Below are 23,459 nucleotides of genomic sequence, written 5' to 3'. Positions count from 1 at the left end.
CTACCTCATCCCGATTTTCGCTCTAGCCCGGCTGAGCGCTTCAGGATAGCGAGTCTGCATACGAATGTGGCTCGCCGAAGCGCTGTGATGTCCCGCGCCGTTCACCTCTTCGGGTGAGACGCATCCGGCCTCCCTGCAGACGGCAAGACTGATCGCAACGCCAGCCCAGCCCTGACTCGACTCAGACCCGCCGATCGACGACGAGAGCAACGCGGTCGGCCAAGCCGGTACTCGGGTTCGGCCGACCGTGTTGCCCGCGTCTACACCCCTTCCCCGATGCCCAGTTGCACCTGGATCTCCTGGGCGCGTTCGGCCGCCGCGCTGGCGCCGTAGTGCCGGGGCATGTCTTCAGAGGTCCAGCCCAACAGCAGCATCAGGTCACCGGTGTTCCCGCCGGCACGCTTCCACTCGTGGGCGAAGTTGTGCCGCCAGCGGTGGGCGTGCACGTTCGCGACGCCTGCGGCGAGACCCAACCGCTTCAGGCGAATCTTGATGCCGTTGGCTGCCAACCTTCGGCCACCGCGGTCGGCGAGCCACAGATCCGGCAGTTCCGATCCCTTGTGCTTGCCTCGCGCCCGGAGGTAGCGGCTGATGGCCCGTGCCGTCTTCGGCCCGAATCGCACCCGGCGGTCCTTGGCACCCTTGCCGTGGTAGTGCACCGACTCCGTGTTGAGGTCCACGTCGTCGAGCAGCAGGTTGCCGACCTCCGACAGACGCGCCCCGGTGTTGTAGTACAGGCGGATGATCGCCTCGTCGCGCAGGTGCGGAAAGGTCTTGCCCTTACAGGCGTCGAGGAGCTTCTTCGTGTCCTCGTCCCGGATGATCGGGATCAGCTTCTGTGGTGTCTTGGGCTGTCGGACCCGATCCATTGGAGAGCGGTCGATGTCTTCCTCAGCCAGCAACCACTTGAAGAACTGCTGCAGACCTTTGTGCTTGTTCAGCGCAGTCGACGCGGACCGGGTCTCGATCATCCACGCCTGGAACGCCTCCGCGTGCCCACGGGTCACCTCGGTGGGGTCCTCCGCGGCGTCGGCGGCATCAGGATCCGGCGAATGCTCGGCCAGGTAGCGGGCCAACTGCGCCGCCGCGAGGAGGTAGTTGTACCGCGTCGTCTCCGGGTAGTTCCCCGCCCGCAACGTCCGGTCCCAGTCGCGCAGGTATCCCGCCCAGGTCGAGGACAGGTCGGTGGTGAGCTTGCTCAGGTCCAGTAGAGCCATGTCGGTCACCCGTCGAGTCAAGGGGTCGATAAGCGGCGTACTCGACCTCGACGAACCACCGTGAACACGAAAAAGAGGGTTCCCACAGGCTCTGACCTGCGGAAACCCTCTCACTGTCGGGACGGCCGGATTCGAACCGACGACCCCTTGACCCCCAGTCAAGTGCGCTACCAAGCTGCGCCACGTCCCGCCCCCGCGCGGTTTCCCCCGCGGCAGCCGGTACAGCTTAGCGCAGCAGCCCCGCTCCGTCCGCACAGGCCCCACCGGCGTCGGCGACCTAGCCGAACCACCGCACAGCGAACCACCGCACCACCCCTAAAGCGTCCTAGGAGGGTGGGGTTGGATGGACAAATGCCGGATGGGCTGGATCGCCCATCCGGCATTTGGGGAGCAGAACGGCAGACGCGTCAGCCGTGCGCCTTGCCTCGGCCGCCGGGGCCGAGCTTCTTTCGCGGGCGGACCGAGATCTCGATCGGGCTGCCCTCGTACCCGAACTCCTCGCGGAGCTTGCGCTCGACGAAGCGCTGGTACCCGGCGTCGAGCGGGCCGGTGGTGAAGAGCACGAACCGTGGCGGCGCCACACCGGCCTGCGTCGCGAACAGGATCCGCGGCGCCCGCCCACCACGTACCGGGTGGGGGGTGGCCTGCACCAGCGCGGTCAGCCACTGGTTCAGGTGAGCGGTCGGCACGCGGGTTTCCCAGCTGGCCAGCGCCTTGTTCAGGGCCGGGGCCAGCTTGTCCACGGCACGGCCGGTCATCGCCGACAGATTCAGCCGGATCGCCCAGGGGATGCGGCGCAACTCCCGGTCGATCTCCTTGTCCAGGTAGTACCGACGGTCGGCGTCGACCAGGTCCCACTTGTTGAACGCGATGACCAGCGCCCGACCCGACTCGGTCACCATCGACAGGATCCGCTGGTCCTGCTCGCTGATCGGTTCGCTGGAGTCCAGCAGCACCACGGCCACCTCGGCGGCCTCGATCGCGCCGGCGGTCCGCAGGCTGGCGTAGTACTCGGTGCCGCTGGCCTTGCCGACCCGCTTGCGCAGCCCAGCCGTGTCGACCAGTTGCCAGGTCTGACCACCGATCTCGACCAGGCTGTCCACCGGGTCCACTGTGGTGCCCGCCACCGAGTCGACGACCGCCCGCTCCTCACCGGAGAACCGGTTCAGCAGGCTGGACTTGCCGACGTTCGGCCGCCCGACCAGCGCCACCCGGCGCGGCCCACGCGGACGGTTCTCCACGATCGCCGGTGCCTCCGGCAGCGCGGCGAGGATGGCGTCCAGCAGGTCGCCGGAGCCGCGCCCGTGCAGCGCGGACACCGGGAACGGCTCACCGAGACCGAGTGACCACAGCGAGGTGGCCTCCATCTCGATGGAGTTGTTGTCGGCCTTGTTCGCCACCAGGATCACCGGCTTGGCGCTGCGCCGCAGCATCTTCACCGCGGCCTCGTCCACGTCGGTGGAGCCCACCATCGCGTCGACCACGAAGAGCACCACATCGGCGGTGACGACCGCTGTCTCGGCCTGCGCCGCGATGGCCGCGGCCCGGTCCTTCGCGTCCGGTTCCCAGCCGCCGGTGTCCACCACTGTGAACGCCCGGCCGTTCCACTGCGCGTCGTACGGGACGCGGTCGCGCGTCACGCCGGGGACGTCCTCGACGACCGCCTGCCGGCGACCGATGATCCGGTTGACCAACGTCGACTTACCCACGTTGGGGCGACCGACCACGGCCACCACCGGCTGCGGGCCGCTCGGTTCCTCGACGACGACGTCGGGCTCCCGCAACTCGACCCATCCACCACCATCGCTACTCATGCCACGCCCCGCTCGGTGAGCAGCTCACGCAGCCGCGCCACGACCTCGTCGATGCCCAGCTCCGTGGTGTCCAGCACCACCGCGTCGGGCGCCTGGGCCAGCGGGTTGACCTTGCGGGTCGAGTCGAGACGGTCCCGCCGGGCCAGATCTGCGGCCGTGGCCGCCACGTCGGCGGCGTCCTCGGCGCTGCGCCGGGCGGCACGGGCCGCCTCGGAGGCGGTCAGGAAAACCTTCAGGTCGGCGTCCGGCGCCACGACCGAGCCGATGTCGCGACCCTCGACCACCATCCGACCCGCGTTGGCGATCATCTCGCGCTGCCGGTTGACGAGCAGCTCACGGACAGCCGGCACGGCGGCGACGGCGGAAACCGCGCCGGTCACCTCGGCGCCACGGATGTCGGCATCCACGCCCACACCGTCGACGGTCACGGCGTACCCCTGCGGGTGGGTGCCGATGCGCAGGTTGACCTCGCCGGCGACCTTCGCCACCGACGCGGTGTCGGTGAGATCCACGCCGGAGCGCAGCACGGCCCACGTGATCGCCCGGTACATCGCCCCGGTGTCCAGGTAGCGCGCACCGATGCTCGCGGCGAGCCGCCGCGACACGGTGGACTTACCCGAACCGGACGGCCCGTCCACAGCGACCACACATCGCCCGGCCCGTACGTTTTCCTCCACCGTGTCCTCCTCAGCCCGTACCTCGCGGATCGCCCGGTGATCTGGCGCCGCAAGCGGTTGTCAATCGTCATCAATCATGCCCGGGTCCGTTGGCGGACCTACGCGCGACGCCGCCGGAGGCGACCCACGCCACCCGGGCGGCCGCGTCCCGGCCATCGGTGGAGCCTACCGGCTGCCGTACCCCGAACTCGGGGGTCAGTCACCCACCGCGTTGAACAGGGCGGCGACCTCGGCGTTCGTCAACCGCCGGATCCGTCCGGTCCGCAGTTCACCCAGCCGGATAGGACCGATCGAGGTACGCACCAGCCGGGTGACCGGGTGCCCGACCTCCTCCATCAGCCGTCGGACGATGTGCTTGCGGCCCTCGTGCAGGCTCAGCTCCACCTGGGCGGATTTACCCAGAGTGTCCACCACCTTGAACGAGTCGACCTTGACCGGCCCGTCCTCCAGCTCGACGCCGGCCAGCAGCCGCTTGCTCAGGTTGCGCGGGATCGGCCCGACCACCTCGGCCAGATAGGTCTTCAGCACCTCGTACGAGGGGTGCATGAGCTTGTGCGCGAGGGTGCCGTCGTTGGTGAGCAGCAGCAGGCCCTCACTGTCCGCGTCGAGCCGCCCCACGTGGTAGACCCGCTGCTCCACCCGGTTGCCGATGAACTCGGCCAGCTCGTTGCGCCCCTTGTCGTCCGCCATCGAGGTGACCACCCCGCGCGGCTTGTTCATCGCCACGTAGACCAGACGGATGTCGACCTGGAGGCGCTCCCCGTCCACGTGGATCACGGAGGTGGCCGGGTCGACCTTGTCGCCGAGCTTGGCGACCCGCCCGTCCACGGTGACCCGGCGGCGGAAGATCAGGTCCTCACAGGCGCGCCGGGAACCCACGCCGGCGGCGGCGAGCACCTTCTGCAGACGCTCAGCCCCCTCGTAGACGGGCGCGTCGGGTTTCGGGGAACGGTTATCGGGTCGCATCAGCAAGCTCTTCTACGTCGTCGGGCAGGAAGGGTGCGAGGGGCGGCAGCTCGTCGACGGTGTTCAGCCCGAGCTTCTCCAGGAACAACGTGGTGGTCCGGTAGAGGAACGCCCCACTGTCCGTTTCGGTGCCGCACTCCTCGATGAGGCCACGGGTGACCAGCGTACGGATGACCCCGTCGCAGTTCACACCCCGGATGGCTGAGATTCGCGAACGGGTCACCGGCTGCTTGTACGCAACCACGGCGAGCGTCTCCAGCGCCGCCTGGGTCAGCCGCACGGACTGCCCGTCCAACACGAACCGCTCAACGTACGTAGCGTATTCCGGCCGGGTGTACAGCCGCCACCCGCCCGCCGCCCGCCGCAGCTCGAACCCGTGCCCGGCCGCCGTGTAACCGGCGGCGATCTCGTCGAGCATCGGCCCGACGCGCTCGGCGGGCAGCTCCAGCACCTGGGCCAGCACCAGCTCGCTGACCGGCTCGTCGACGACCAGCAGAATCGCCTCCAACGCGCCGCGCAGCTCACTGTCGGACAGCTCGGGCGCGGGCTCCGGCACGACCGTCGCCCGCCGCCGTCCCGCCAGCTGCCGTCGGGGTACGCCCGCAGCGTCACCCGACTCCTCCACCGTGCCGTCCGTCACCCCGCCGAGGTCCGGGCCCGCCGAGCCCACGTCGCCCGCCGCCGCCTCAACGCGATCCGCCTCAACGCGAGCCGCCTCAACGCGATCCGCCTCAACGCGATCCGGCTCACCCGGGCCTACCTCGTCGGAGGCCACCTCAAGGAGATCGGGCCCACCTGCGGCCACCTCGACAGGGCGCGGCTCACCCGGGCGCACGTCGTCTGGGCCCCGCCCATCCGGGTCAACCTGCGTAGAACCCGGCACGTCCAGGTCCGGCTCGGCGGCTTCTGGCGCCGGTCCGGGTGCTGCCGCTGCGGGCTCCTCGGTCTCCGGTGACGCGGCTGACCCGTCCGGCTCCGTGGGGGTGTCGGCGGCGGGCGGTCGGGGGCGCTCCCACGGGGGCACCCAGGCGGCGGCCTGGTCGGCCAGCGAGTCCCGACGTTGCTCGTCACTCATCCCGCGCACCCTCCGTCGTTCCCGTCCCGTCCGACCCGTCGGCCTCCCCCGTCGGCACAAGGTCAGCCCCCGCCGGGCCAAGCTCAGCCCTCGCCGATTCAGGCGCATCCCCGGCAAGCTCAGCCCCCGCCGGCTCAACCTCTGCCCCCGCCGACTCAGGCAGCTCAGGCCCCGGTGACTCGGGGTCGGCCGGGCTGCCGGCGTACTCGTCGACGTGCAGCTCGGTGTCGCCGTCGGCCGGGCCGGTCCACCGCACGGTCAGCTCCTCCAGGGCCTGCTCCTGCACGAACGACACCAGGCCCTCCCGGTACAGCTCCAGCAGCGCGAGGAACCGGGCCACCACCTCCAGGGTGGCCTCGCAGTCCGCGCAGAGCAGCGAGAACGTGGCGGTGCCGGCCCGGCGCAGCCGGGCGGCGAGGATCGCGGCGTGTTCCCGGACACTGACCCGGACCATGTGCACGTGGGCGATGGAGACCTCCGGCACCGGCTTCGGGGTCATCGCCTTCACGGCCAGCTTCAGCAGCCGTTGGGGGCCGATGCCGAGCACCAGGTCGGGCAGCGCCTCGGCGTAGCGGGCCTCCAGGCTGACGGCGCGCGGGTAGCGTCGGCCGCCGACGGCCTCCAGCTCGGCGATGTGCGCCGCCGCCTCCTTGTACGCCTTGTACTGCAACAGCCGGGCGAAGAGCAGGTCCCGTGCCTCCAGCAGGGCGAGGTCGGCCTCGTCCTCCACCTCGGCGGCGGGCAGCAGCCGGGCCGCCTTCAGGTCGAGCAGGGTCGCGGCGATGAGCAGGAACTCGCTGGCCTCGTCCAGGTCCCAGTTGTCGCCCATCGCCCTGATGTAGGCGATGAACTCGTCGGTGACCGTGTGCAGGGCCACCTCGGTGACGTCGAGTTTGTGCTTGCCGATCAGTTGCAGCAGTAGGTCGAACGGGCCGGTGAAGTTGGCCAGCCGCACCGTGAAGCCGGTAGCGGCGGGATCGACCGGCGGCACACCGTCGACCACGGCCGCGTCGGCGGTCTCGGGTGGGTCGAGGGGTGGCGCGGTCACCGGACGACCGTAGTCCACGAGGCGGGCACGGGACCTTCCGGCTACCGCTCCGACTGGGCGGCGATCACCTCGCGGGCCAGCTGACGGTAGTTACGTGCCCCGGAGGAGGCCGGGTCCATCGTCGTGATGGGGGCACCGGCCACTGTCGACTCGGGGAACTTCACCGTCTTGGTGATGACCGTCTGGTAGACCTTGTCGCCGAACGCCTCCACCACCCGCTGGAGGACCTGGCGGCAGTGCGTGGTGCGGCTGTCGTACATGGTGGCGAGGATGCCTTCGAGCTCCAGGTCGAAGTTGAGTCGCTCGCGCACCTTGTCGATGGTGTCCAGCAGCAGTGCCACACCCCGCAGGCTGAAGAACTCGCACTCGAGGGGGATGAGCACGCCGTGCGCGACGGTCAACGCGTTGATCGCCAGCAGGCCGAGTGACGGCTGGCAGTCGATCAGGATGTAGTCGTACTCCTTGCGGACCGTGCGCAGGACCCGGGCCAGGGCCATCTCCCGCGCGACCTCGTTGACGAGCTGGATCTCGGCGGCGGAGAGGTCGATGTTGGCCGGCAGCAGGTGCAGCCCCGCGACGTCGGTCTTGATGACGACGTCCTCGGCGATGATGTCGTCCTGCATGAGCAGGTTGTAGATGGACAGGTCGAGATTGTGCGGGTTGACGCCCAGCCCCACCGAGAGCGCGCCCTGCGGGTCGAAGTCGACGAGCAGCACCTTGCGGCCGTATTCGGCGAGGGCGGCACCCAGGTTGATGGTGGTGGTCGTCTTACCGACGCCACCCTTCTGGTTGGCCATCGCGATGATGCGCGCGGGGCCGTGCCGGTCGGTGGGCATCGGCTCGGGAATGGGCTTGCGCATCGTGTAGGCAGCCGGGTCCGCAGGACCCAGGTCCGCGCCGAGCGTGGCCTGCTGCTCGCGGAGCTCCGACGTCCAGGTCTCGGCACGGTCACCGTTGCCAGCCATGTGCTCGTTGCCCCCTCCCGACGACCCACCCGGCGTCGGAGCCGTCCGACGTCCTTCGCGGCGCCGCTGCGCACCCCGGTCGTGTCGCTCCAGGAGGTCCGCGCCGATGCCGACTGTACGCCACCGACCAGCAGGGGGTTCGGCACCGGCCCGGCGTGTCGGCGTCGACAGCTACCTGTTCAGCCCTGGGCGCGGGGATGGGCGGTGGCGTACACCTCGCGCAGCCGCTCCACGGTGACCAACGTGTAGACCTGGGTGGTGGTCACCGAGGCGTGGCCGAGCAGCTCCTGGACCACCCGGACGTCGGCGCCGCCGTCGAGCAGATGGGTGGCGTACGAGTGGCGCAGGGTGTGCGGGGAGACCGCGGCCGGCCCGTCCACGGGCAGCCCGGCCCGGTCGGCGGCGCGGCGCAGGATGCCCCAGGCGCCCTGGCGGGACAGCGCGCCACCGCGGGCGTTGAGGAACACCGCCGGGGTGCCCCGGCCGGCGGCGGCCAGCCCGGGACGGGCCCGGACCAGGTAGGCGCGGACGGCGTCGACGGCGTACCCGCCGATGGGCACCAGCCGCACCCGGCCGCCCTTGCCGCGCAGCAGCACCGTGCCGTCGTCGGTGTCGAGGTCGTCCACGGCGGCGCCGACCGCTTCGGAGATGCGCGCGCCGGTGCCGTACAGGAACTCCAGCAGCGCCCGGTCGCGCAGGGCGAGGGGCGCGTCGTCGCCGGTCGCGGTGATCGGGCCGGCGGTCTCCAGCAGCCGGACCACGTCGTCGACCGGTAGCGCCCGGGGCAGCCGCCGGGGCGGGGTGGGCGGGCGGACGTCGCGGCTCGGATCGGCGCCGGTGAGGCCCTCGCGCAGCGCGAAGCGGTGCAGGCCGCGTACCGCGCTGGCCGCGCGGGCGGCGGAGGAGACCGCGAGGGGCGGGTGGGCGTCGTCGCCGGCGCGCAGCCGCGCCAGGTGCGACTCGACGAGGCCGGCGCCGACCGACGCGAGGTCGGTGACGCCGGCGTCGGTCAGGGTGGCGAGATAGCGGTCCAGGTCCCGGCGGTACGAGGCGAGCGTGTTCGCGGAGAGGCCACGTTCGACGGTCAGGTGGTCGAGGTACCCGCGCACGGCACGGCGCAGCGCCGGCGTGGGTGGTGTGCCCACGCCGGCGGAGTCCGTGCCGCCGGTCAGCCCGCCACCGTTCAGGCCAGCACGTCGGCCAGCGGGAGCACGTCCATGCCGTGCGCCTCGGCGACCGGGCCGTAGGTGACCTGACCGGCGTGGGTGTTGAGGCCCAGCGCCAGCGCCGGGTCGTTGCGCAGCGCCTCGCGCCAGCCCTGGTTGGCCAGTTCCAGGGCGTACGGCAGGGTGACGTTGGTCAGGGCGTAGGTGCTGGTGTTCGGCACCGCGCCGGGCATGTTCGCCACGCAGTAGAAGATCGACTCGTGGACCTTGTAGACCGGGTCGGCGTGCGTGGTGGGGCGCGAGTCCTCGAAGCAGCCGCCCTGGTCGATGGCGATGTCGACGAGCACGCTGCCGGGCTTCATCCGGGAGACCAGCTCGTTGGAGATCAGCGTCGGGGCCTTCGCGCCGGGCACCAGCACCGCGCCGATGACCAGGTCGGCGTCGAGCACGGCGCGCTCGACCTCGTACGCGTTGGAGGCGACGGTCTGCAGGTGGCCCCGGTAGATCGCGTCGGCCTGCCGCAGCCGGGCCACGTTCTTGTCCAGCAGCAGCACCTCGGACTGCAGACCCAGCGCGATCGCGGCGGCGTTCATGCCGGAGACACCGGCGCCGATGACAACGGTCTTGGCCGCGTACACGCCGGAGACACCGCCGGGCAGCACACCGCGCCCACCACCGGTACGCATCATGTAGAAGGCGCCCACCTGCGGGGCGAGCCGGCCGGCGACCTCGGACATCGGGGCGAGCAGCGGCAGCGACCGGTCGGGCAGCTCGACGGTCTCGTACGCGATGCCGGTGACCCGGCGGTCGATCAGCGCGTCGGTGCACTCCTTGGAGGCGGCCAGGTGCAGGTAGGTGAAGAGCACCTGCCCCTCGCGCATCCGGTGGTACTCCTCGGCGATCGGCTCCTTGACCTTGAGGACCAGCTCGGCGGTCTCCCACACCTCGTCGGCGGTGGCGAGGATCTTCGCGCCGGCGGCGGCGAACTCCTCGTCGGTGATGCTGGAGCCAACCCCGGCGCCGGACTCGACGAAGACCTGGTGGCCGCTGCGGGTGAACTCGTTGACACCCGCTGGCGTGATCGCCACGCGGTACTCGTGGTTCTTGACCTCGCGTGGGATTCCGACCTTCACGATGCAGACACCTCTCTTCGGGGCTGCTCTCCCCCGACTGCTCGGTGCCACGACGGCCCCTTTGCCGCCGCGGTACACCGGTCCTGCGGCGGCAGTCTAGGCGCGCCCGGTGCCGCCGCGAGCCAGCACAGTGACACCCGGTGCCCGGGTGTCCTGACGATGTGTCAGGGCACCGCCGAGATTCGGCGGTCGAGCGTCACCTCAGCCAACAGGACAATGTTTCACCACTATCGTCCCATCTGCCGGGCGGCGGTGCGGACAGCCGGCGAGTGGATCACTAATGTGTCCGCCCATGACCACTCCTCCTTACCAGCCCGGTTACCCCGATCCGGGGTACCCCCAGGGCGTCTCGAACAAGAGCAAGATCGTCGCGGGCGTCCTCGGCATCCTGCTCGGCACCTTCGGTGCCGGTCGGTTCTACACCGGACACACCAAGATCGCCGTTCTCCAGCTCGTCGTGAGCCTGGTGACCTGCGGCCTCGGCGCTTTCTGGGGCCTCATCGACGGCATCCTCATCCTGGTCAACGGCGGCACGGACGCGCAGGGCCGTCCGCTGCGCGACTCCTAGACCAGCAAGCGAAAGGGGCCCCGCGGCTGACCGCGGGGCCCCTTTGGCGCGTACTCCCCCGACCGGCTGGACCGGCGGCGACGCTCAGCGCGGCAGCGGCGCGTCCGCCCGACGCAGAGACGCGAAGCCGGTGTCCCGGGCCCGGGCCACGGCCAGCAGCCCGGCCACCGCGGACGCGTTGGTGATCTCACCGGCCGCGACCATGGCGACCGCCTCGTCCAGGTCGATCCGGACGACCTGGAGGTCGGCCTCCTCGTCGTGGCGCTCGTGCCGCTCGTCGGCCGGCACGTCGGCGAGGTCACGGGCCAGGAACACCCGGACGATCTCGTTGGTGAACCCCGGCGAGCTGTGCAGGTCCACCAGCACGTCGACCCGCCCGGCGGTGAGGTCGGCCTCCTCGGCCAACTCCCGCAGCGCGGCCACCGGCAACTCCTCGCCGGAGACGTCCATCAGACCGGCCGGCAGCTCCCACAGGTGCCGCCCGACCGGGTGCCGGTACTGCCGGATCAGCACCACCTGGTCGGCGTCGTCGAGCGCCACCACGGCCACCGCCCCGACGTGCCGGACGAGGTCACGCAGCCCGGTCCCACCGCCCGGCATGGTCACCTCCTCGGTGACCACGTCGAAGATCCGCCCCCGGTACCGCTCCTGCCGCGAACGCACCTCGTAGCGGTGCTCCAGGTTGCTCACGACGCCGACGACGCCTTCGTCGCGGCACCGTTGCGGGCGGCCTTGCGCGTCGTCGGGGCCTCCGCCGCCGCGTCCAGGTCGACCGGCAACTGGTCGGCCTGCGAGTACGTCACCGCGGCCTTGACGAACGAGGCGAACAGCGGGTGCGGGCGGGTCGGACGGCTCTTCAACTCGGGGTGCGCCTGGGTGGCCACGAAGAACGGGTGCAGGCTCCGGTCCAGTTCGATGAACTCGACCAGCCGACCGTCCGGCGAGGTGCCGGAGATGTGCAGACCCGCCTTGGTCAGCGCGTCCCGGTAGGCGTTGTTCACCTCGTAGCGGTGCCGGTGCCGCTCGCTGATCTCGGTGCTGCCGTACGCCTCGGCGACGATCGAGCCCTCGGTCAACGTCGCCGGGTACGCCCCCAGCCGCATCGTGCCGCCCAGGTCACCCCGACCGGCGACGATGTCCTCCTGGTCGGCCATGGTGGCGATGACCGGGTGGGCCGCCTGCTCGTCGAACTCCAACGAGTTCGCGCCGTCCAGGTCGGCCAGGTGCCGGGCCACCTCGATGGTCATGCACTGCAGGCCGAGGCAGAGGCCGAGCAGCGGGATGCCGGCCTCCCGGGCGTACCGGGCGGTGCCGATCTTGCCCTCGATGCCGCGGACGCCGAAGCCGCCGGGGATGAGGATGCCGTCCACGCCGGCCAACGCCGCGGCGGCGGCGGCCGGGGTGACGCACTCGTCGCTGGGCACCCACTTGAGCTGCACCCGGGCCCGGTGGCCGAAGCCCGCCGCCCGGATCGCCTCACTCACCGACAGGTACGCGTCGGGCAGGTCGACGTACTTGCCGACCACGGCGACGGTGACGGTGTGCCGGGGGCGGTGCACCCGCTCCAGCAGGTCGTCCCAGCTGGCCCAGTCCACGTCCCGGAAAGAGAGGCCGAGCCGGCGCACCACGTACGCGTCGAGCCCCTCCCGGTGCAGCACCTTCGGAATGTCGTAGATGCTCGGGGCGTCCGGGGCGGCGACGACCGCCTCGGCATCCACGTCGCAGTAGAGCGACAGCTTCTCCTTGAGCTTCACCGGGATCTCCCGGTCGCAGCGGAGCACGATCGCGTCCGGCTGGATACCGATGTTGCGCAGCTGCGCCACCGAGTGCTGGGTCGGCTTGGTCTTCAGCTCACCCGAGGGCGCCAGGTACGGCACCAGCGAGACGTGCAGGTAGAAGCAGTTGTCGCGGCCCAGGTCGTGGCGGACCTGACGGATCGCCTCCAAAAACGGCAGCGACTCGATGTCGCCGACCGTGCCACCGACCTCGGTGATCACCACGTCGGGCAGCTGGCCGTCCTCGTCCGGGTCGGCCATCGCCAGGATCCGCGACTTGATCTCGTTGGTGATGTGCGGGATGACCTGGACGGTGTCGCCCAGGTACTCGCCGCGCCGCTCCTTGGCGATCACGTCGGAGTAGATCTGACCGGTGGTGACGTTCGCCTTACCGGACAACGCCCGGTCGAGGAACCGCTCGTAGTGCCCGACGTCGAGGTCGGTCTCGGCGCCGTCCTCGGTGACGAACACCTCACCGTGCTGGAACGGGTTCATCGTCCCCGGGTCGACGTTCAGGTAGGGGTCGAGCTTCTGCATCACCACGCGCAGCCCGCGCGCGGTCAGCAGGTTGCCGAGGCTGGAGGCGGTGAGGCCCTTACCCAGCGAGGAGGCGACGCCCCCGGTGACGAAAATGTGCCTGGTCGTCCGTGCTGATGGGGCCAAGGCCTGCTCCCGTGTCGTCTGTCGCGGTCATGCAGACCGCCGTGCTTGATCAGCAAAGTGATCACGCGATCCACGGGATTCGACGGTAACACCTCCCGGGCGGGTACCCGCAGGCCGCACCCCGGCCGCGACACCTCCGGGCCATCCGGACGAGGCCCGGCGCTCAGGACGCGGCAACCTCCGTCGATGACCGGGAGACCTGCCGGGGCGGCACGGGCGCCGTCGGCGCGGCGTCCGGCGTCGACCCGCTCGCGGTCGGCTCGGCCGGTTCGTCGGCGTCCCCCCGGCGCTCGCCCGCAGGGTCCGACACCGGTTTGGCGACCGTCGCCGGCACGCCCGGGGGCGGGCCGGCGATCGGACGGGGATGCACGGCACCCAGTGGCCCACCGCCGCCGGTCGGACCGTCACCTCCGCCGGCCGGGCCGACCCCGCCGGACCCCGAGTCGTCGTCGGCGCCGTTGGCGCGGGAGCGGGCCGCTACCGGGCGGGTCCGGTCCGCGGCGTGCCCGAGCACCCGTAGCGACGCCAGGGCCGCCATCGGCACCACCAGGGCGGCTGCAGCACCCATCACGTCCAGGGCCGCGCCGTCGAGCACACCACCGAGCACCGCGGCGACCACGGTGCCGGCCAGCGCGGCCCGGACCGCCGGGTAGATGCCGAACAGCCGCATCAGCCCACCCCACGGCTGCAACAGGGCGAACCACACCAGCAACCCGGCGGTCAGCGCCAGCACCGTCAGCGGGCTGTTGACCAACGTCTCGAAGTTCTCCGTGCTGGAGCGGTGCACGGCGAACCCGCCGGTGCCGTCACCGAGCGCGGACAGGAACCGGCCCAGGCTGCCCCGCTCCGCGGCCGGACGTCGCAGGTCCACCACCGCGAACCCGATACCGACCGCCAGGGCCGCCATGGTGGCCCAGGCCAGCCGGCTGACCGTCAACCAGCCACCGGCACTGATCACGGCGGCGACGCTCACCCCAGCGGTGAGCGCGATCGCGCCGACCGGGTCGGCGCCCAGGTACGGGCTGCCGACCACCACCACGGCGAGACCACCCACCGCCACCATCACCGCCGGCCGCCAGCCCCGGTGCACCCGCTGCGCGAACCAGCCGCCGGTGACCAGCGCACCGGCGAGGAACACTCCCAACCCCACAGTGCTCAGCCCGGCGTACCGGCCGCCCTGCAACGCGGAGTAGCCGACCACGCCGTTGAGCTGCAGGCGGGCCCCGGTCAGCACGTCCAGCCCGACCACGAGCGTGGTGAGGCCGGCCACCGCTCCCAACGGCCCGAGGGTGTTCGAATACCCGGGGGCGAACCGCACCGCCGCGGTGCCGGCGGCCACCAGCAGCGCGGTCACCCCGGCGAAGATCCACCCCGGGTGCTCACCGCGCCACCAGGGCACCGCGTCGGTCAGCAGCGCCGCCGGCACCGTCAACGCCGCGGCGACCAGCAGCAGCTCCATCACCGCCACGACCCGCCCGGAGACGGGCGTCGGACCGGCCGGGCCGGCGTGCGGACGGGCCCGACGCAGCAGCGGCAGGATCGCGACGGCCAGCAGCACCTGCACCCCGGCGAGCAGCGTGAAGAACACCCCGGAGACGGAACGCTGCGCGGTCGCCTCCCGGTCGGCGTTCGCCGGCGCGTTGATGGCCTCGGTCAGATCGGCGGGACGACCGCCGGTGCTGATCGCCGGACGGCCGAGGAAGAGCCGCTCCGGCATGGGCCGGCCCAACGCGGCGAGGGCGGTCGGCGCGAGGTCGACAAGTTGCAGGTACCCGTCCCGGCCGGTGCTGGCCGAGGTGAGCCACCCCCGCTCCCAGCCCGGCCCGTCGGCGACCGCCACGTGCAGCCGCGCCGGCTGGGTGGTGTCGGAGATCCCCGCGACCAGCACCAACGACCGTGGGGGTCGCGCCGCCAGCACCCGGGCCAGCTCGGCGTCCGCCGCGCGGGCCTCCTCGGCGCGGGTGGCCGGGTCGGCCCCCTTGACCGTGCCGAGGTCGACGATGCTCAGCACACACGAGCCGAGCAGCGGCCGCGGGTCGGCCGGCAGCCCCGAGGCGTACCGGTCGACGCGGCCGAACGGTCGGGCGGCGGCCACTGCCGCGCCCGGCCCCACGGCGACGGAGCACCGCACCGACTCGGACAACGAGCCGGGCAGGGCGCCCCAGGGCAGCCGCTGCTGGTTGTACTGGACCACGCTCTCCTGGTCGGGCAGGTTCGCGCCGATGCCGTCGGGCTGTTCCACAGTCACCGCCGCCGACGGACAACCGTCGACCGACCGGCTGCCGTTCCACGCGGCGAAGCTGCCCGCGCCCACTGTCAGCCAGCCGTCCACCGGGCAGGTGGGCCGGTGCGCGGACCGCACCGACAGGGAGCCGATCGAGCCGTCCTGGGCCATCCGCCACAGCGTCGGCGTGCTCTGCGGATCCACGTCGTCCCAGCGCAGCCCAGCGATCCCGGCGAGCACCACGAAGTCGGCGGTGCGTTGCGGGGCGCCCTGGGGTGGGCGGGCGGCGAGCGCGGTGACGCCCAGCGCCACCACGAGCACTGTCAACAGGGCGGGGGCGATTCGGCGCAACATCACCGGTGTCCCGTTCTCGGGGCGTCGGAGCCCGGGGCGGCCGCCGGACCGGCGGGGTTCCCGGCCAGCTCGGCGTAGAGGGCGGCAAGCGTGGCGACGGTGTCCGCCTCGGTCGGCCACGTCGCCGCCCGTTCGGCGCCGCGCCGGCCCAACTCCGCCCGCGCCGCCGGGTCGTCCAGCAACGCGCGTACGGCCGCGTCGAGGGCGTCCACGTCACCGGCGGGCACCAGCGTGGCGGCGTCGCCGACCAGGTCCGGGAGCCCGCCGACAGCGGTGGCCACCAGTGGCACACCTGCGCGCAACGCCTCCTGGGCGAAGAGTTGCCGCGCCTCCCAGTCGCTGGTCACCACCGCCAGGTCGGCGCCGGCGAGCAGGTCGGCCACGTCGGTGCGGTGCCCCAGCAGGGTCACCGGGGCGCGGGCGGCGGAGGTCCGCGCGGCGAGCGGCAGATACGCCGGCCCGCTGCCCGCGATCACCACGACCGGCGGCGGGGTACGCGTACGCCAGCGGGCCGCCGCGTCGATCAGCACGTCGTAGCGCTTCTGCGGGTGCAACCGACCGACCGAGAGGATCAACGGCTGGTCCGGGCGGACGCCGAACTCGGCGCGGACCGCCGCCGGGCGTCGACGCGGCGCGGGCAGCGTCGGCGCGGCGACCGGGGCGAGCCGGGCGTCGGCGGCACCCACCTCGGCGGCCCGCCGCACCAGGTCCGCGGAGGCACCGAGCGCCACCCGGACGCCCCGGGCGACGACACGTTCGACGAGCCGGGACACCCCGCCCCGCAGCCCCCCGGCGAGCACCGCGTTGTGCCAGGTGACGATCAGCGGGACGGCCGGACGGGCCAGCACGGCGACCAACCCGGCCCGCAGGCCGTGCGCGTGCACCACGTCGACGGTGGCGGCGGCGAGCGCCCGGCGCAGCGTGAGCACCGCCCGCGCGTCGGCCGGAGTCGGGCTGGCTGGGATCTCCACCGCCTCGAACCGGGCACCGACACCGGTGAAGTCGAACTGCTCCTGGGTGGCGGCGGGCCCGCAGACCAGGACTGTGGTGCCGCCCGCGACGAGGCCACGGGCCACCGAACGGACGTGCTGGCCGACCCCACCGGTGCTGGACGCGAGCACCAACGCGACGGTGCCCGACCAGCCGGCGGGCAGAGGTGGCTCAGTCATCGCGTCGCCGTCTCCTTCCCGTCACCCCGCTGCGCGGAGCCCGCGCCCGGTGTCGGCGCACCGCCGGACGGCCCCCGCCGGCCCAGACGCCGCAGCACCCCGGCGAGCAGTGGCTGTACGTCCCGCCGGTCGACGAACCAGACCACGGCGAGGAACACAACCCCAACCAGAACCCCGGACAGCATGCCCTGACCGAACGCCGCCGCCGTCGTCGGGGTGCCGCCGTCCGACTGGTCGAGCCAACGGCTGAGGCCCAGCCCGGCGAGCCCGGCGAGCACACCGGCGAGGCCACCGGCCGCTGCGGCCCGTGCCGCTCCCGCGAGGGCGGGACGGCCGGCGCTGCGCCGCACCGCCAGGAGCAGCAGGGTGCCCAGCACCAGCATCCCCACCGAGTTCGCGGCCGTCACCGCGAGCACCCGGTCGCGCAGGGGCAGCACCGCGCCGAGCAGCAGGACGACGGCAGGCACCACCAGGAATCCGACCGCCGTGGCGAGCGTCGCCGCCCGGGTCTCGCCCCGCGCGTAGAGCGCCCGGGTGAGCACCGCGAAGAGGCCGTAGCCGACCAGGCCGGGGGCGTACCCGATGATCGCGGCCGCGGCCGTCGACGCGGTGTCCGCCGGGAAGAAGAAATGCCCCACCGGCCCGGCGGTCCCGATCAACGCGGCCGTGCCGAGGCAACTGAACAGGAGCACACCACGCACGGCCGGCGCCAGGGTCGCCCGGTAGGTGCGCTCGTCCCCGGCGGCCCGCGCCGCCGCCAGGGTCGGGTAGGCGGCGATGGCCAGCGGTACCGCCAGCACCGCCCACGGCAGCAGGTAGACGGTCTGCGCCAGGTTGTAGACGCCCGGGTTGCTCCGCGCTCCGGCGGTGACCTGGTTCAGGCTGACGATCAGCGCGATCTGCTGGGTGGTGACGGTGACCGCGCCGGCCACCGCCAACCCGCCGACCCTCGCCCGCGCGTCGGCGGGAAACCCGAAACCGGGTCGCAGCCCGAGGCGCAACCGGCGGACCGGGATCAGCAACGACAACGACAGCACCACCACGCCGAGGGTGGTGCCGCCGGAGAGCAGCAACTCACCGCCGGCGCTCACCCCGCCGACCGTGGCGTACCGGCCCTGCGTGACGGTGAACCCCAGGTACACCAGGATGACGGTGAGGCTGGACAGCAACGGGGCGAGCACCGGCCAGGCGAAACGGCGGTGTGCCTGGAGCACTCCGGTGAGCACGATGCCGACCCCGTACAGCGGCAGCTGCGGCGCGAAGACCCGCAGCATCCGCACGCCGCTCTGCTGCTGGGCGGTGGTCAGGTGGTGGCCCAGCGACTCGACCACCGGGCCGGCCAGCAGCACCACGAGCAGCGCGAGGGGGACCAGCAGGGCCAGCGTCCAGGTCAGCAACGCGCCGGTGGTCCGGGCCACGGCCGTCCGGTCGCCCGCCGCGACCGCACCGGCGAGCAGCGGTACGACGAGACTGGCCAGCGCTCCCCCGGCGACGATCTCGAAGATGAAGTTCGGCACCGCGTTGGCCACCACGTAGGTGCCACCGAGGTCGGTGGGCGCCAGGCTCCAGGTGAACACGGCGGTGCGGCCGAAGCCGGCGAGTCGGCTGGCCACGGTGAGGACGGCGATGAGCGCGGCTGCCCCGGCCAGCCGGCCGGCGCCGGCGAGGGGTGCCGGTCTGGTCACGTCAGTCGGCGCGTCGGCCCAGTGCGTCGAGTTCGCGCAGCCCCGGGGTCCGCTGGATCACCGCAGTGAAGCTGACCTTCTCGCTGGCGGCGGTGAGCCCGGCCAGGACGGCGAGCAGACCGGCCCGGCCGAGCGGGCCGGTCCGGGCGGCGAGCGCGACGCCGAGCACCGCCCCGAGCGCGTTCGCGCCACTGTCGCCGAGCATCACGTCCTCGGCCAGGTCGTCGCGGAGCAGACCGGCGGCGGCGCCGGCCGCGCCCGCCGCGATACCGCCCTGCGGGCCGCCGGTCAACGGCGCCGCGAGCAACAACCCGGACTTGAGGGCGCGGCCCGGCCGCAGGTCGAGCAGGTTGAGCAGGTTGGCCGTGCCGGCGATCACACCGGCGCCGAGCAGCACGTCGACGCCCCGGCCGAACGCACCGTGCCGCTGCCGGCGCGGGTGCGCGGCGACCCGGGAGTCGGCGGCGAGCAGCGCGGCGGCGCCCAGCCCGACGGCGCCCACCCCGACGACCTTGACCAGACCGGCGGTGACCCGCCCCTCGCGCAGCGCGGCGAGGTGCCCGGCGAAACCCTTGGCCGCCTTCTGCTCCGGCCGCGCGCCGACCACGTCGTCGTACAGGCCGACACCGCCCGCGCCGAGACCGGCGACCAGGGCGGCCCCACCGGCGGCGCCGCCGGTGGCACCGAACGCGCCGGCGGCGGCAGCGCCGGCGGCGAGCGCCGGCCCGGCGGCCAGACTCACCGTGCGGCCACGGAAGTTGGTGCGTTCCAACGCGGGCCCGGCCGGCGAGGTGCGCGCCTCACGCAGCGCGTAGCGGGCCGCCGCGGCGCCCGCGCCGGCGATCAACAGCCGACCCAGGGCGCTCACGCCGTCACCTCGCCGGCTCGGTCACGCGTAACCTGGTCGGATCCGGACACGGGGGTACGTCGTTCGCTCACTGGGGCAGTCTAGGCAGCAGCGACGCGGCGTTGTCGCCGACGCCGTACTGCCCGGCCTTCTTCTCGGTGAGTTGCTGCACCAGGGCGAGGCTGGTGACCACCTGGCCCTGCACGGTGTTGGCGTTGTCGACCGTGGAGATGGTCTGGGCGAGCACCGGGTCGCCGCGCACCACGCCGACCAGGTTGCCGCCGACCGAACCGTTGCCGGCCACCACGATCGAACCGGTGCGGTCGAACTGCTCCGCGACCTTGACGACCGACTCGTCCCGCTTGTCGGAGTCCTTGTCGACGTACGGCTGGCCGCTGACCACGACGACGGCCTCCGCCGAGGCGGTCACCTTGTTGCTGTCGGTCGTCAGGTAACCGGCGTTGTTGTAGGCGGCGAGCACGGCCCGGCGGTCGGCGTCGCTGACCGGCGCGACGCCCTGGGGCCGGTCCAGCAGGACGCTGGCGAGCAACGCGCTCGAGGTCTCCACGCCGTGCCCGTTGCCCGGCAGGCCGGTGGTCTGCGCGGTCGGGCGGGCGGCGGTGACGGCCAACTCCAGCAGGTTGGAGTTGTTGTCCGGGTTGATGAACTTGTCCTGCAGGTCGACCTGGCCGGTGATGGTCGCCCCGCCGAGCTGGAGCTTCTTGAGCACGCCCTCGGTGTGGTCGCGCCCGTTGGGCAGGCTGAGCACCACCACCCGACGCCCGGTGAGGGTGCCGGGCAGGAGAATCTGAGCGGTCTCCTCGGCGAACTCCTCTTCCAACGCGAGTTGCTTCTCCATGTTGCTGACCGTCTGACGCCAGTGTTGGTTGTCCTTGCGCAGCCCGGTGACCTGCCCCTCGAGCGAGTCGGCGACCGGGCCGTTGAGGGCGGCTGTGCCGACCACCAGCCCGATCGCCAGAGCCAGGAAGACCGCGGTGAGGGACACCACGTGGTAGCGGAAGTTGATCACGCTTGCAGCCTCTTGATCGGTCGGGAACTAGAAGAGCCGGTACAGCTGGAACACGAAATTGTCCCACCACTCGGCGACCACGCCCAGGTACGCCTTCCCGACTGTCGACACGGCCACCGCGGACGCCATCGCCGCGATCGCCGACAGCACCAGCAGCAGCAGCGACGAGCCGGAGATGCTCTGCCGGTAGAGCCGGCTCACGCCCTTGGCGTCGACCAGCTTGCCGCCGACCTTCAGCCGGGTCAGGAACGTCGAGGCCATCCCGCCGCGACCCTTGTCGAGGAACTCGACGAGGGTGGCGTGGGTGCCGACCGCCACCAACAGCGAGGCGCCCTTCTCGTCGGCCAGCAGCATGGCCAGGTCCTCGCTGGTCGCCGCAGCCGGGAACGTGATGGCCGGCACACCGAGGCCGTTGACCCGGGGCAGGCCCGGCGCGCGCCCGTCCGGGTACGCGTGCACGATCACCTCGGCGCCGCAGCGCAGCACGTCGTCGGTGACCGAATCCATGTCCCCGATGATCATGTCGGGGGTGTAGCCGGCCTCGACCAGCGCGTCCGCGCCGCCGTCGACGCCGATGAGCACCGGCTTGAACTCCCGGATGTACGGGCGCAGCACGTCCAGGTCGGCCTTGTAGTCGTAGCCGCGCACCACGATCAGGCAGTGCCGACCCTGCATCTGGGTCTCGATGTCCGGCACACCGACACCGTCGAGCAGCAGGTCGCGTTCCTGACGCAGGTAGTCCATCGTGTTGGCGGCGAACGCCTCCAACTGCACCGACAGACCCTCCCGGGCGTCCGCCATCGCCTTGCCGACCGACTCGGCGTCCTGAAGGCTGCCGTGGGCCACCGGCTCCTCACCGGCGAAGACCGTGTTGCCCTCGATGCGCACCTGGTCGCCCTCGCGGATGCGCTCGAAGACGCCCTCCCCCAGGTCGTCCAGGAGCGGAATGCCGGCGGCGATCAGCACCTCCGGGCCCAGGTTCGGGTAACGGCCGGAGACCGACGGCTTGGCGTTGAGCACCGCCGCGACCCCGACGGCGACGAGCGAGTCGGCCGCCACCCGGTCCAGGTCGACGTGGTCGATGACCGCGATGTCACCGGGGCGCAGCCGACCGACCAGGCGTTTCGTCCGGCGATCAAGGCGCGCGGTGCCGAGGACTCTGCCCGGTTCGGCGTTCCGGTTCCGGCGCAACGTGGGTAGACGCATCGTGACCATCCTGGCATGTGAGGCAGGCTTTTCTGTCGCGACATGCCTGAGCAGGGCCGCCTACCCAGGGAAGCACACACCGGCACAAGCCGGTGTGCTTGCGCTCACAATACGCGGCGTCACAACCGCCTTTCCTTGGCGGCCACTGCCAGAAGCTCCTCGGCATGCGCGATACCCAGATCCGAATCGGGCAAACCCGCCAGCATGCGCGCCAACTCCCGCGCCCGCTCGGTGTCCTCCACCACGCGCACCCCGCTGGTCGTCACCGCGCCACCGGTGTCCTTCGCCACCACCAGGTGCCGGTCGGCGAACGCGGCCACCTGCGGCAGGTGCGTGACCACCAGCACCTGGTGGCTGCGGGCCAACCGCGCCAACCGACGGCCGATCTCCACCGCCGCCTGCCCGCCGACCCCCGCGTCGACCTCGTCGAAGACCAACGTGGGCGGGCCACCGGAGCCGGCGAACACGACCTCGATGGCGAGCATCACCCGAGACAACTCACCGCCGGAGGCCCCGCGCTGCAACGGCAACGACGGCGCGCCAGGGTGGGCCAGCAACCGCAGCTCCACCTCGTCACCGCCGTCCGGCGTGACACCCACCTCGACGCCGTTGACCGCAAGAGTCGGCTCGGCACGCCCGGCCGGACGCGGCAGCACCGCCACCTCGATCCGCGCGTGCGGCATGGCCAGCCCGGCCAGCTCGACGGTGACCTGGTCGGCGAAGCGGACCGCCGCCTCCTGCCGGGAGGTGGACACCCGCCCGGCCAGGTCGGCCACCTCCACGGCGAGCCGCTGGCCCTCCCGCTCCAACTCGTCGAGCACGTCGTCGGACATGTCCAGATCGGACAGTCGGGTGCGCGCCCGATCGGCCCAGGCGATCACCCCGTCGACATCGTCGGCGTACTTGCGGGTCAACGCGCGCAGCGCCGCCCGCCGCTCATAGACGTGCTGCAACCGGGCCGGGTCCGCGTCCAGCGTCGCCAGGTACGCCGACAGCTCCGCGGACACGTCGGTGACCAGGGTGGCCGCCTCCTCCAGGCGGGCCGCCAGCTCACCGAGCGCCGGATCGGTGCCGGACTGCGCCTCCAGGGTCCGCCGGGCGGTGCCGAGCAACGCCGCCGCGTCCGGGGTCTCCTCGGCCGCCTCCGCGCCACCGGCCACACACTGCTGGGCGATCTGCGCGGCCGTCCGCAGACCCTCGGCGTGCTCCAGCCGCTGCGCCTCGGTCTTCAGCTCGTCGTCCTCACCGGGCTGCGGATCGACCCGGGTGATCTCGTCGAGGCCCAACCGCAGCAGGTCGGCCTCCTGGTTGCGCTCGCGGGCGTTGCGCCGACGGTCGGCCAGGTCGTCGACGACCCGACGCCACCCCGTGTACGCCTCGCGCAGCGCGTCGAGCAGCTTCTCGTGCGCCGGGCCGGCGAACCGGTCCAGTGCGGCCCGCTGCTCGGCCGGGCGCAGCAACCGCAACTGGTCGGACTGGCCGTGCACGGCGACCGCCTGCTCGCCGATTTCACCGAGCATCGACACCGGCATGCTCCGGCCACCGACGTGGGCGCGCGAGCGCCCCTCCACCGTCACCGTGCGGCTCAGCAGCACCGAGCCGTCCTCGTCGGGCTCGCCGCCGGCCTCGACGATCCGCGCGTGCACGGCGTCGGCGACCCGCCCGTGCAGCCGCAGCCGCCCCTCCACCACCGCACGACCGGGTTGGGCGCGGACCCGCCCGGCGTCGGCCCGGCCGCCGAAGAGCAGGCCGAGGCCGGTGACCACCATCGTCTTACCCGCACCGGTCTCGCCGGTGATGACGTTCATGCCGCCGGTCAACGGCAGCGTGGTGTCCTCGATGACGCCCAGTCCGGTGATGCGCAGCTCTTCCAGCAC

The 23,459-nt window shown here is 72.4% G+C and carries 19 protein-coding genes and 1 tRNA gene; 1 reads left to right on the top strand and 19 read right to left on the bottom strand.

The genetic code is table 11. From position 1 onward, the window contains the following. Positions 1 to 260: 260 nt before the first annotated feature. The 10 genes from ACGF3C_RS19455 to ald form a co-directional block, all read right to left on the bottom strand. The gene (locus tag ACGF3C_RS19455; protein WP_393224465.1) at positions 261 to 1,217 is read right to left on the bottom strand and encodes a tyrosine-type recombinase/integrase; all 957 of its coding nucleotides are present in this window, start codon (positions 1,215 to 1,217) and stop codon (positions 261 to 263) included. A gap of 116 nt (positions 1,218 to 1,333) precedes the next feature. Continuing rightward, positions 1,334 to 1,407: transfer RNA gene (locus tag ACGF3C_RS19450), tRNA-Pro, on the bottom strand. 217 nt (positions 1,408 to 1,624) lie between these two features. After that, entirely contained in the window at positions 1,625 to 3,031 is a 1,407-nt protein-coding gene (gene der / locus ACGF3C_RS19445; RefSeq protein ID WP_238689286.1) for a ribosome biogenesis GTPase Der, read from the bottom strand. Next, the gene (gene cmk, locus ACGF3C_RS19440; protein WP_393223686.1) at positions 3,028 to 3,708 is read right to left on the bottom strand and encodes a (d)CMP kinase; all 681 of its coding nucleotides are present in this window, start codon (positions 3,706 to 3,708) and stop codon (positions 3,028 to 3,030) included. Before cmk ends, der begins: the two co-directional genes overlap by 4 nt. 195 nt (positions 3,709 to 3,903) lie before the next feature. Next, a complete protein-coding gene (locus ACGF3C_RS19435; RefSeq protein ID WP_238659881.1) occupies positions 3,904 to 4,674 on the bottom strand; it encodes a pseudouridine synthase in 771 nt (256 codons plus the stop codon). Continuing rightward, a complete protein-coding gene (gene scpB, locus ACGF3C_RS19430; RefSeq protein WP_393223683.1) occupies positions 4,661 to 5,749 on the bottom strand; it encodes an SMC-Scp complex subunit ScpB in 1,089 nt (362 codons plus the stop codon). The genes ACGF3C_RS19435 and scpB overlap by 14 nt, the downstream gene beginning before the upstream one ends. Further along, positions 5,742 to 6,797, bottom strand: coding sequence for a segregation and condensation protein A (locus ACGF3C_RS19425; protein WP_393223680.1), 1,056 nt, complete (start codon positions 6,795 to 6,797; stop codon positions 5,742 to 5,744). Before ACGF3C_RS19425 ends, scpB begins: the two co-directional genes overlap by 8 nt. 41 nt (positions 6,798 to 6,838) lie before the next feature. Next, positions 6,839 to 7,762 (bottom strand): ParA family protein, encoded by a 924-nt coding sequence (locus ACGF3C_RS19420; RefSeq protein WP_030487987.1) that lies wholly within the window; start codon positions 7,760 to 7,762, stop codon positions 6,839 to 6,841. Positions 7,763 to 7,941: 179 nt separating this feature from the next. Further along, positions 7,942 to 8,907, bottom strand: a complete 966-nt coding sequence (locus ACGF3C_RS19415) for a site-specific tyrosine recombinase XerD (RefSeq protein WP_393223676.1) — start codon at positions 8,905 to 8,907, stop codon at positions 7,942 to 7,944. A 38-nt stretch (positions 8,908 to 8,945) separates the two neighbouring features. Next, positions 8,946 to 10,061 carry an alanine dehydrogenase gene (ald, locus tag ACGF3C_RS19410; protein WP_279519840.1) on the bottom strand — a complete coding sequence of 372 codons (1,116 nt, stop codon included), beginning with the start codon at positions 10,059 to 10,061 and terminating at the stop codon, positions 8,946 to 8,948. 229 nt (positions 10,062 to 10,290) lie between these two features. Between ald and ACGF3C_RS19405 the strand changes: the two genes are divergently transcribed. Continuing rightward, positions 10,291 to 10,629 (top strand): TM2 domain-containing protein, encoded by a 339-nt coding sequence (locus ACGF3C_RS19405; RefSeq protein WP_393224463.1) that lies wholly within the window; start codon positions 10,291 to 10,293, stop codon positions 10,627 to 10,629. Between the two features lie 84 nt (positions 10,630 to 10,713). On the opposite strand, the gene ACGF3C_RS19400 is transcribed toward ACGF3C_RS19405, so the two are convergent. The 9 genes from ACGF3C_RS19400 to recN all read right to left on the bottom strand — a co-directional run bounded on the left by ACGF3C_RS19400 (position 10,714) and on the right by recN (position 23,459). Next, a complete protein-coding gene (locus tag ACGF3C_RS19400; protein ID WP_357231157.1) occupies positions 10,714 to 11,319 on the bottom strand; it encodes an NUDIX hydrolase in 606 nt (201 codons plus the stop codon). Next, a complete protein-coding gene (locus ACGF3C_RS19395; RefSeq protein WP_357231154.1) occupies positions 11,316 to 13,067 on the bottom strand; it encodes a CTP synthase in 1,752 nt (583 codons plus the stop codon). Before ACGF3C_RS19395 ends, ACGF3C_RS19400 begins: the two co-directional genes overlap by 4 nt. A 163-nt stretch (positions 13,068 to 13,230) precedes the next feature. Then, a complete protein-coding gene (locus tag ACGF3C_RS19390; RefSeq protein ID WP_393224460.1) occupies positions 13,231 to 15,645 on the bottom strand; it encodes a hypothetical protein in 2,415 nt (804 codons plus the stop codon). Beyond that, positions 15,645 to 16,814, bottom strand: a complete 1,170-nt coding sequence (locus ACGF3C_RS19385; RefSeq protein ID WP_393223672.1) for a glycosyltransferase family 4 protein — start codon at positions 16,812 to 16,814, stop codon at positions 15,645 to 15,647. Before ACGF3C_RS19385 ends, ACGF3C_RS19390 begins: the two co-directional genes overlap by 1 nt. Further along, positions 16,811 to 18,499: a murein biosynthesis integral membrane protein MurJ gene (gene murJ / locus ACGF3C_RS19380; RefSeq protein ID WP_393223669.1), complete on the bottom strand. Its 1,689-nt coding sequence runs from the start codon at positions 18,497 to 18,499 to the stop codon at positions 16,811 to 16,813. The genes ACGF3C_RS19385 and murJ overlap by 4 nt, the downstream gene beginning before the upstream one ends. Position 18,500: 1 nt before the next feature. After that, entirely contained in the window at positions 18,501 to 19,367 is an 867-nt protein-coding gene (locus tag ACGF3C_RS19375; RefSeq protein WP_357262883.1) for a hypothetical protein, read from the bottom strand. Between the two features lie 67 nt (positions 19,368 to 19,434). Further along, on the bottom strand, positions 19,435 to 20,376 hold the full coding sequence (locus ACGF3C_RS19370) for a copper transporter (protein ID WP_357208588.1): 942 nt from the start codon (positions 20,374 to 20,376) through the stop codon (positions 19,435 to 19,437). A gap of 27 nt (positions 20,377 to 20,403) precedes the next feature. After that, positions 20,404 to 21,582 (bottom strand): putative cytokinetic ring protein SteA, encoded by a 1,179-nt coding sequence (gene steA / locus ACGF3C_RS19365; RefSeq protein ID WP_357235155.1) that lies wholly within the window; start codon positions 21,580 to 21,582, stop codon positions 20,404 to 20,406. 119 nt (positions 21,583 to 21,701) lie between these two features. Continuing rightward, complete coding sequence (gene recN / locus ACGF3C_RS19360) at positions 21,702 to 23,459, bottom strand: DNA repair protein RecN (RefSeq protein ID WP_393224457.1); 1,758 nt, start codon at positions 23,457 to 23,459, stop codon at positions 21,702 to 21,704.

The sequence above is a fragment of the Micromonospora sp. NPDC047762 genome (assembly GCF_043204655.1).
Classification (GTDB): Bacteria; Actinomycetota; Actinomycetes; order Mycobacteriales; family Micromonosporaceae; genus Micromonospora.
The sequence above is the reverse complement of the archived record's forward strand: the minus strand, read 5'-3'. Positions and strand labels throughout refer to the sequence as shown.

Coding starts and splice junctions, on each gene's coding strand:
- steA (WP_357235155.1), bottom strand. CDS start 21,582: ATGCGTCTACCCACGTTGCGCCGGAACCGGAACGCCGAACCGGGCAGA.
- ACGF3C_RS19420 (WP_030487987.1), bottom strand. CDS start 7,762: ATGGCTGGCAACGGTGACCGTGCCGAGACCTGGACGTCGGAGCTCCGC.
- ACGF3C_RS19435 (WP_238659881.1), bottom strand. CDS start 4,674: ATGCGACCCGATAACCGTTCCCCGAAACCCGACGCGCCCGTCTACGAG.
- ACGF3C_RS19385 (WP_393223672.1), bottom strand. CDS start 16,814: ATGACTGAGCCACCTCTGCCCGCCGGCTGGTCGGGCACCGTCGCGTTG.
- ACGF3C_RS19390 (WP_393224460.1), bottom strand. CDS start 15,645: ATGTTGCGCCGAATCGCCCCCGCCCTGTTGACAGTGCTCGTGGTGGCG.
- ACGF3C_RS19455 (WP_393224465.1), bottom strand. CDS start 1,217: ATGGCTCTACTGGACCTGAGCAAGCTCACCACCGACCTGTCCTCGACC.
- der (WP_238689286.1), bottom strand. CDS start 3,031: ATGAGTAGCGATGGTGGTGGATGGGTCGAGTTGCGGGAGCCCGACGTC.
- scpB (WP_393223683.1), bottom strand. CDS start 5,749: ATGAGTGACGAGCAACGTCGGGACTCGCTGGCCGACCAGGCCGCCGCC.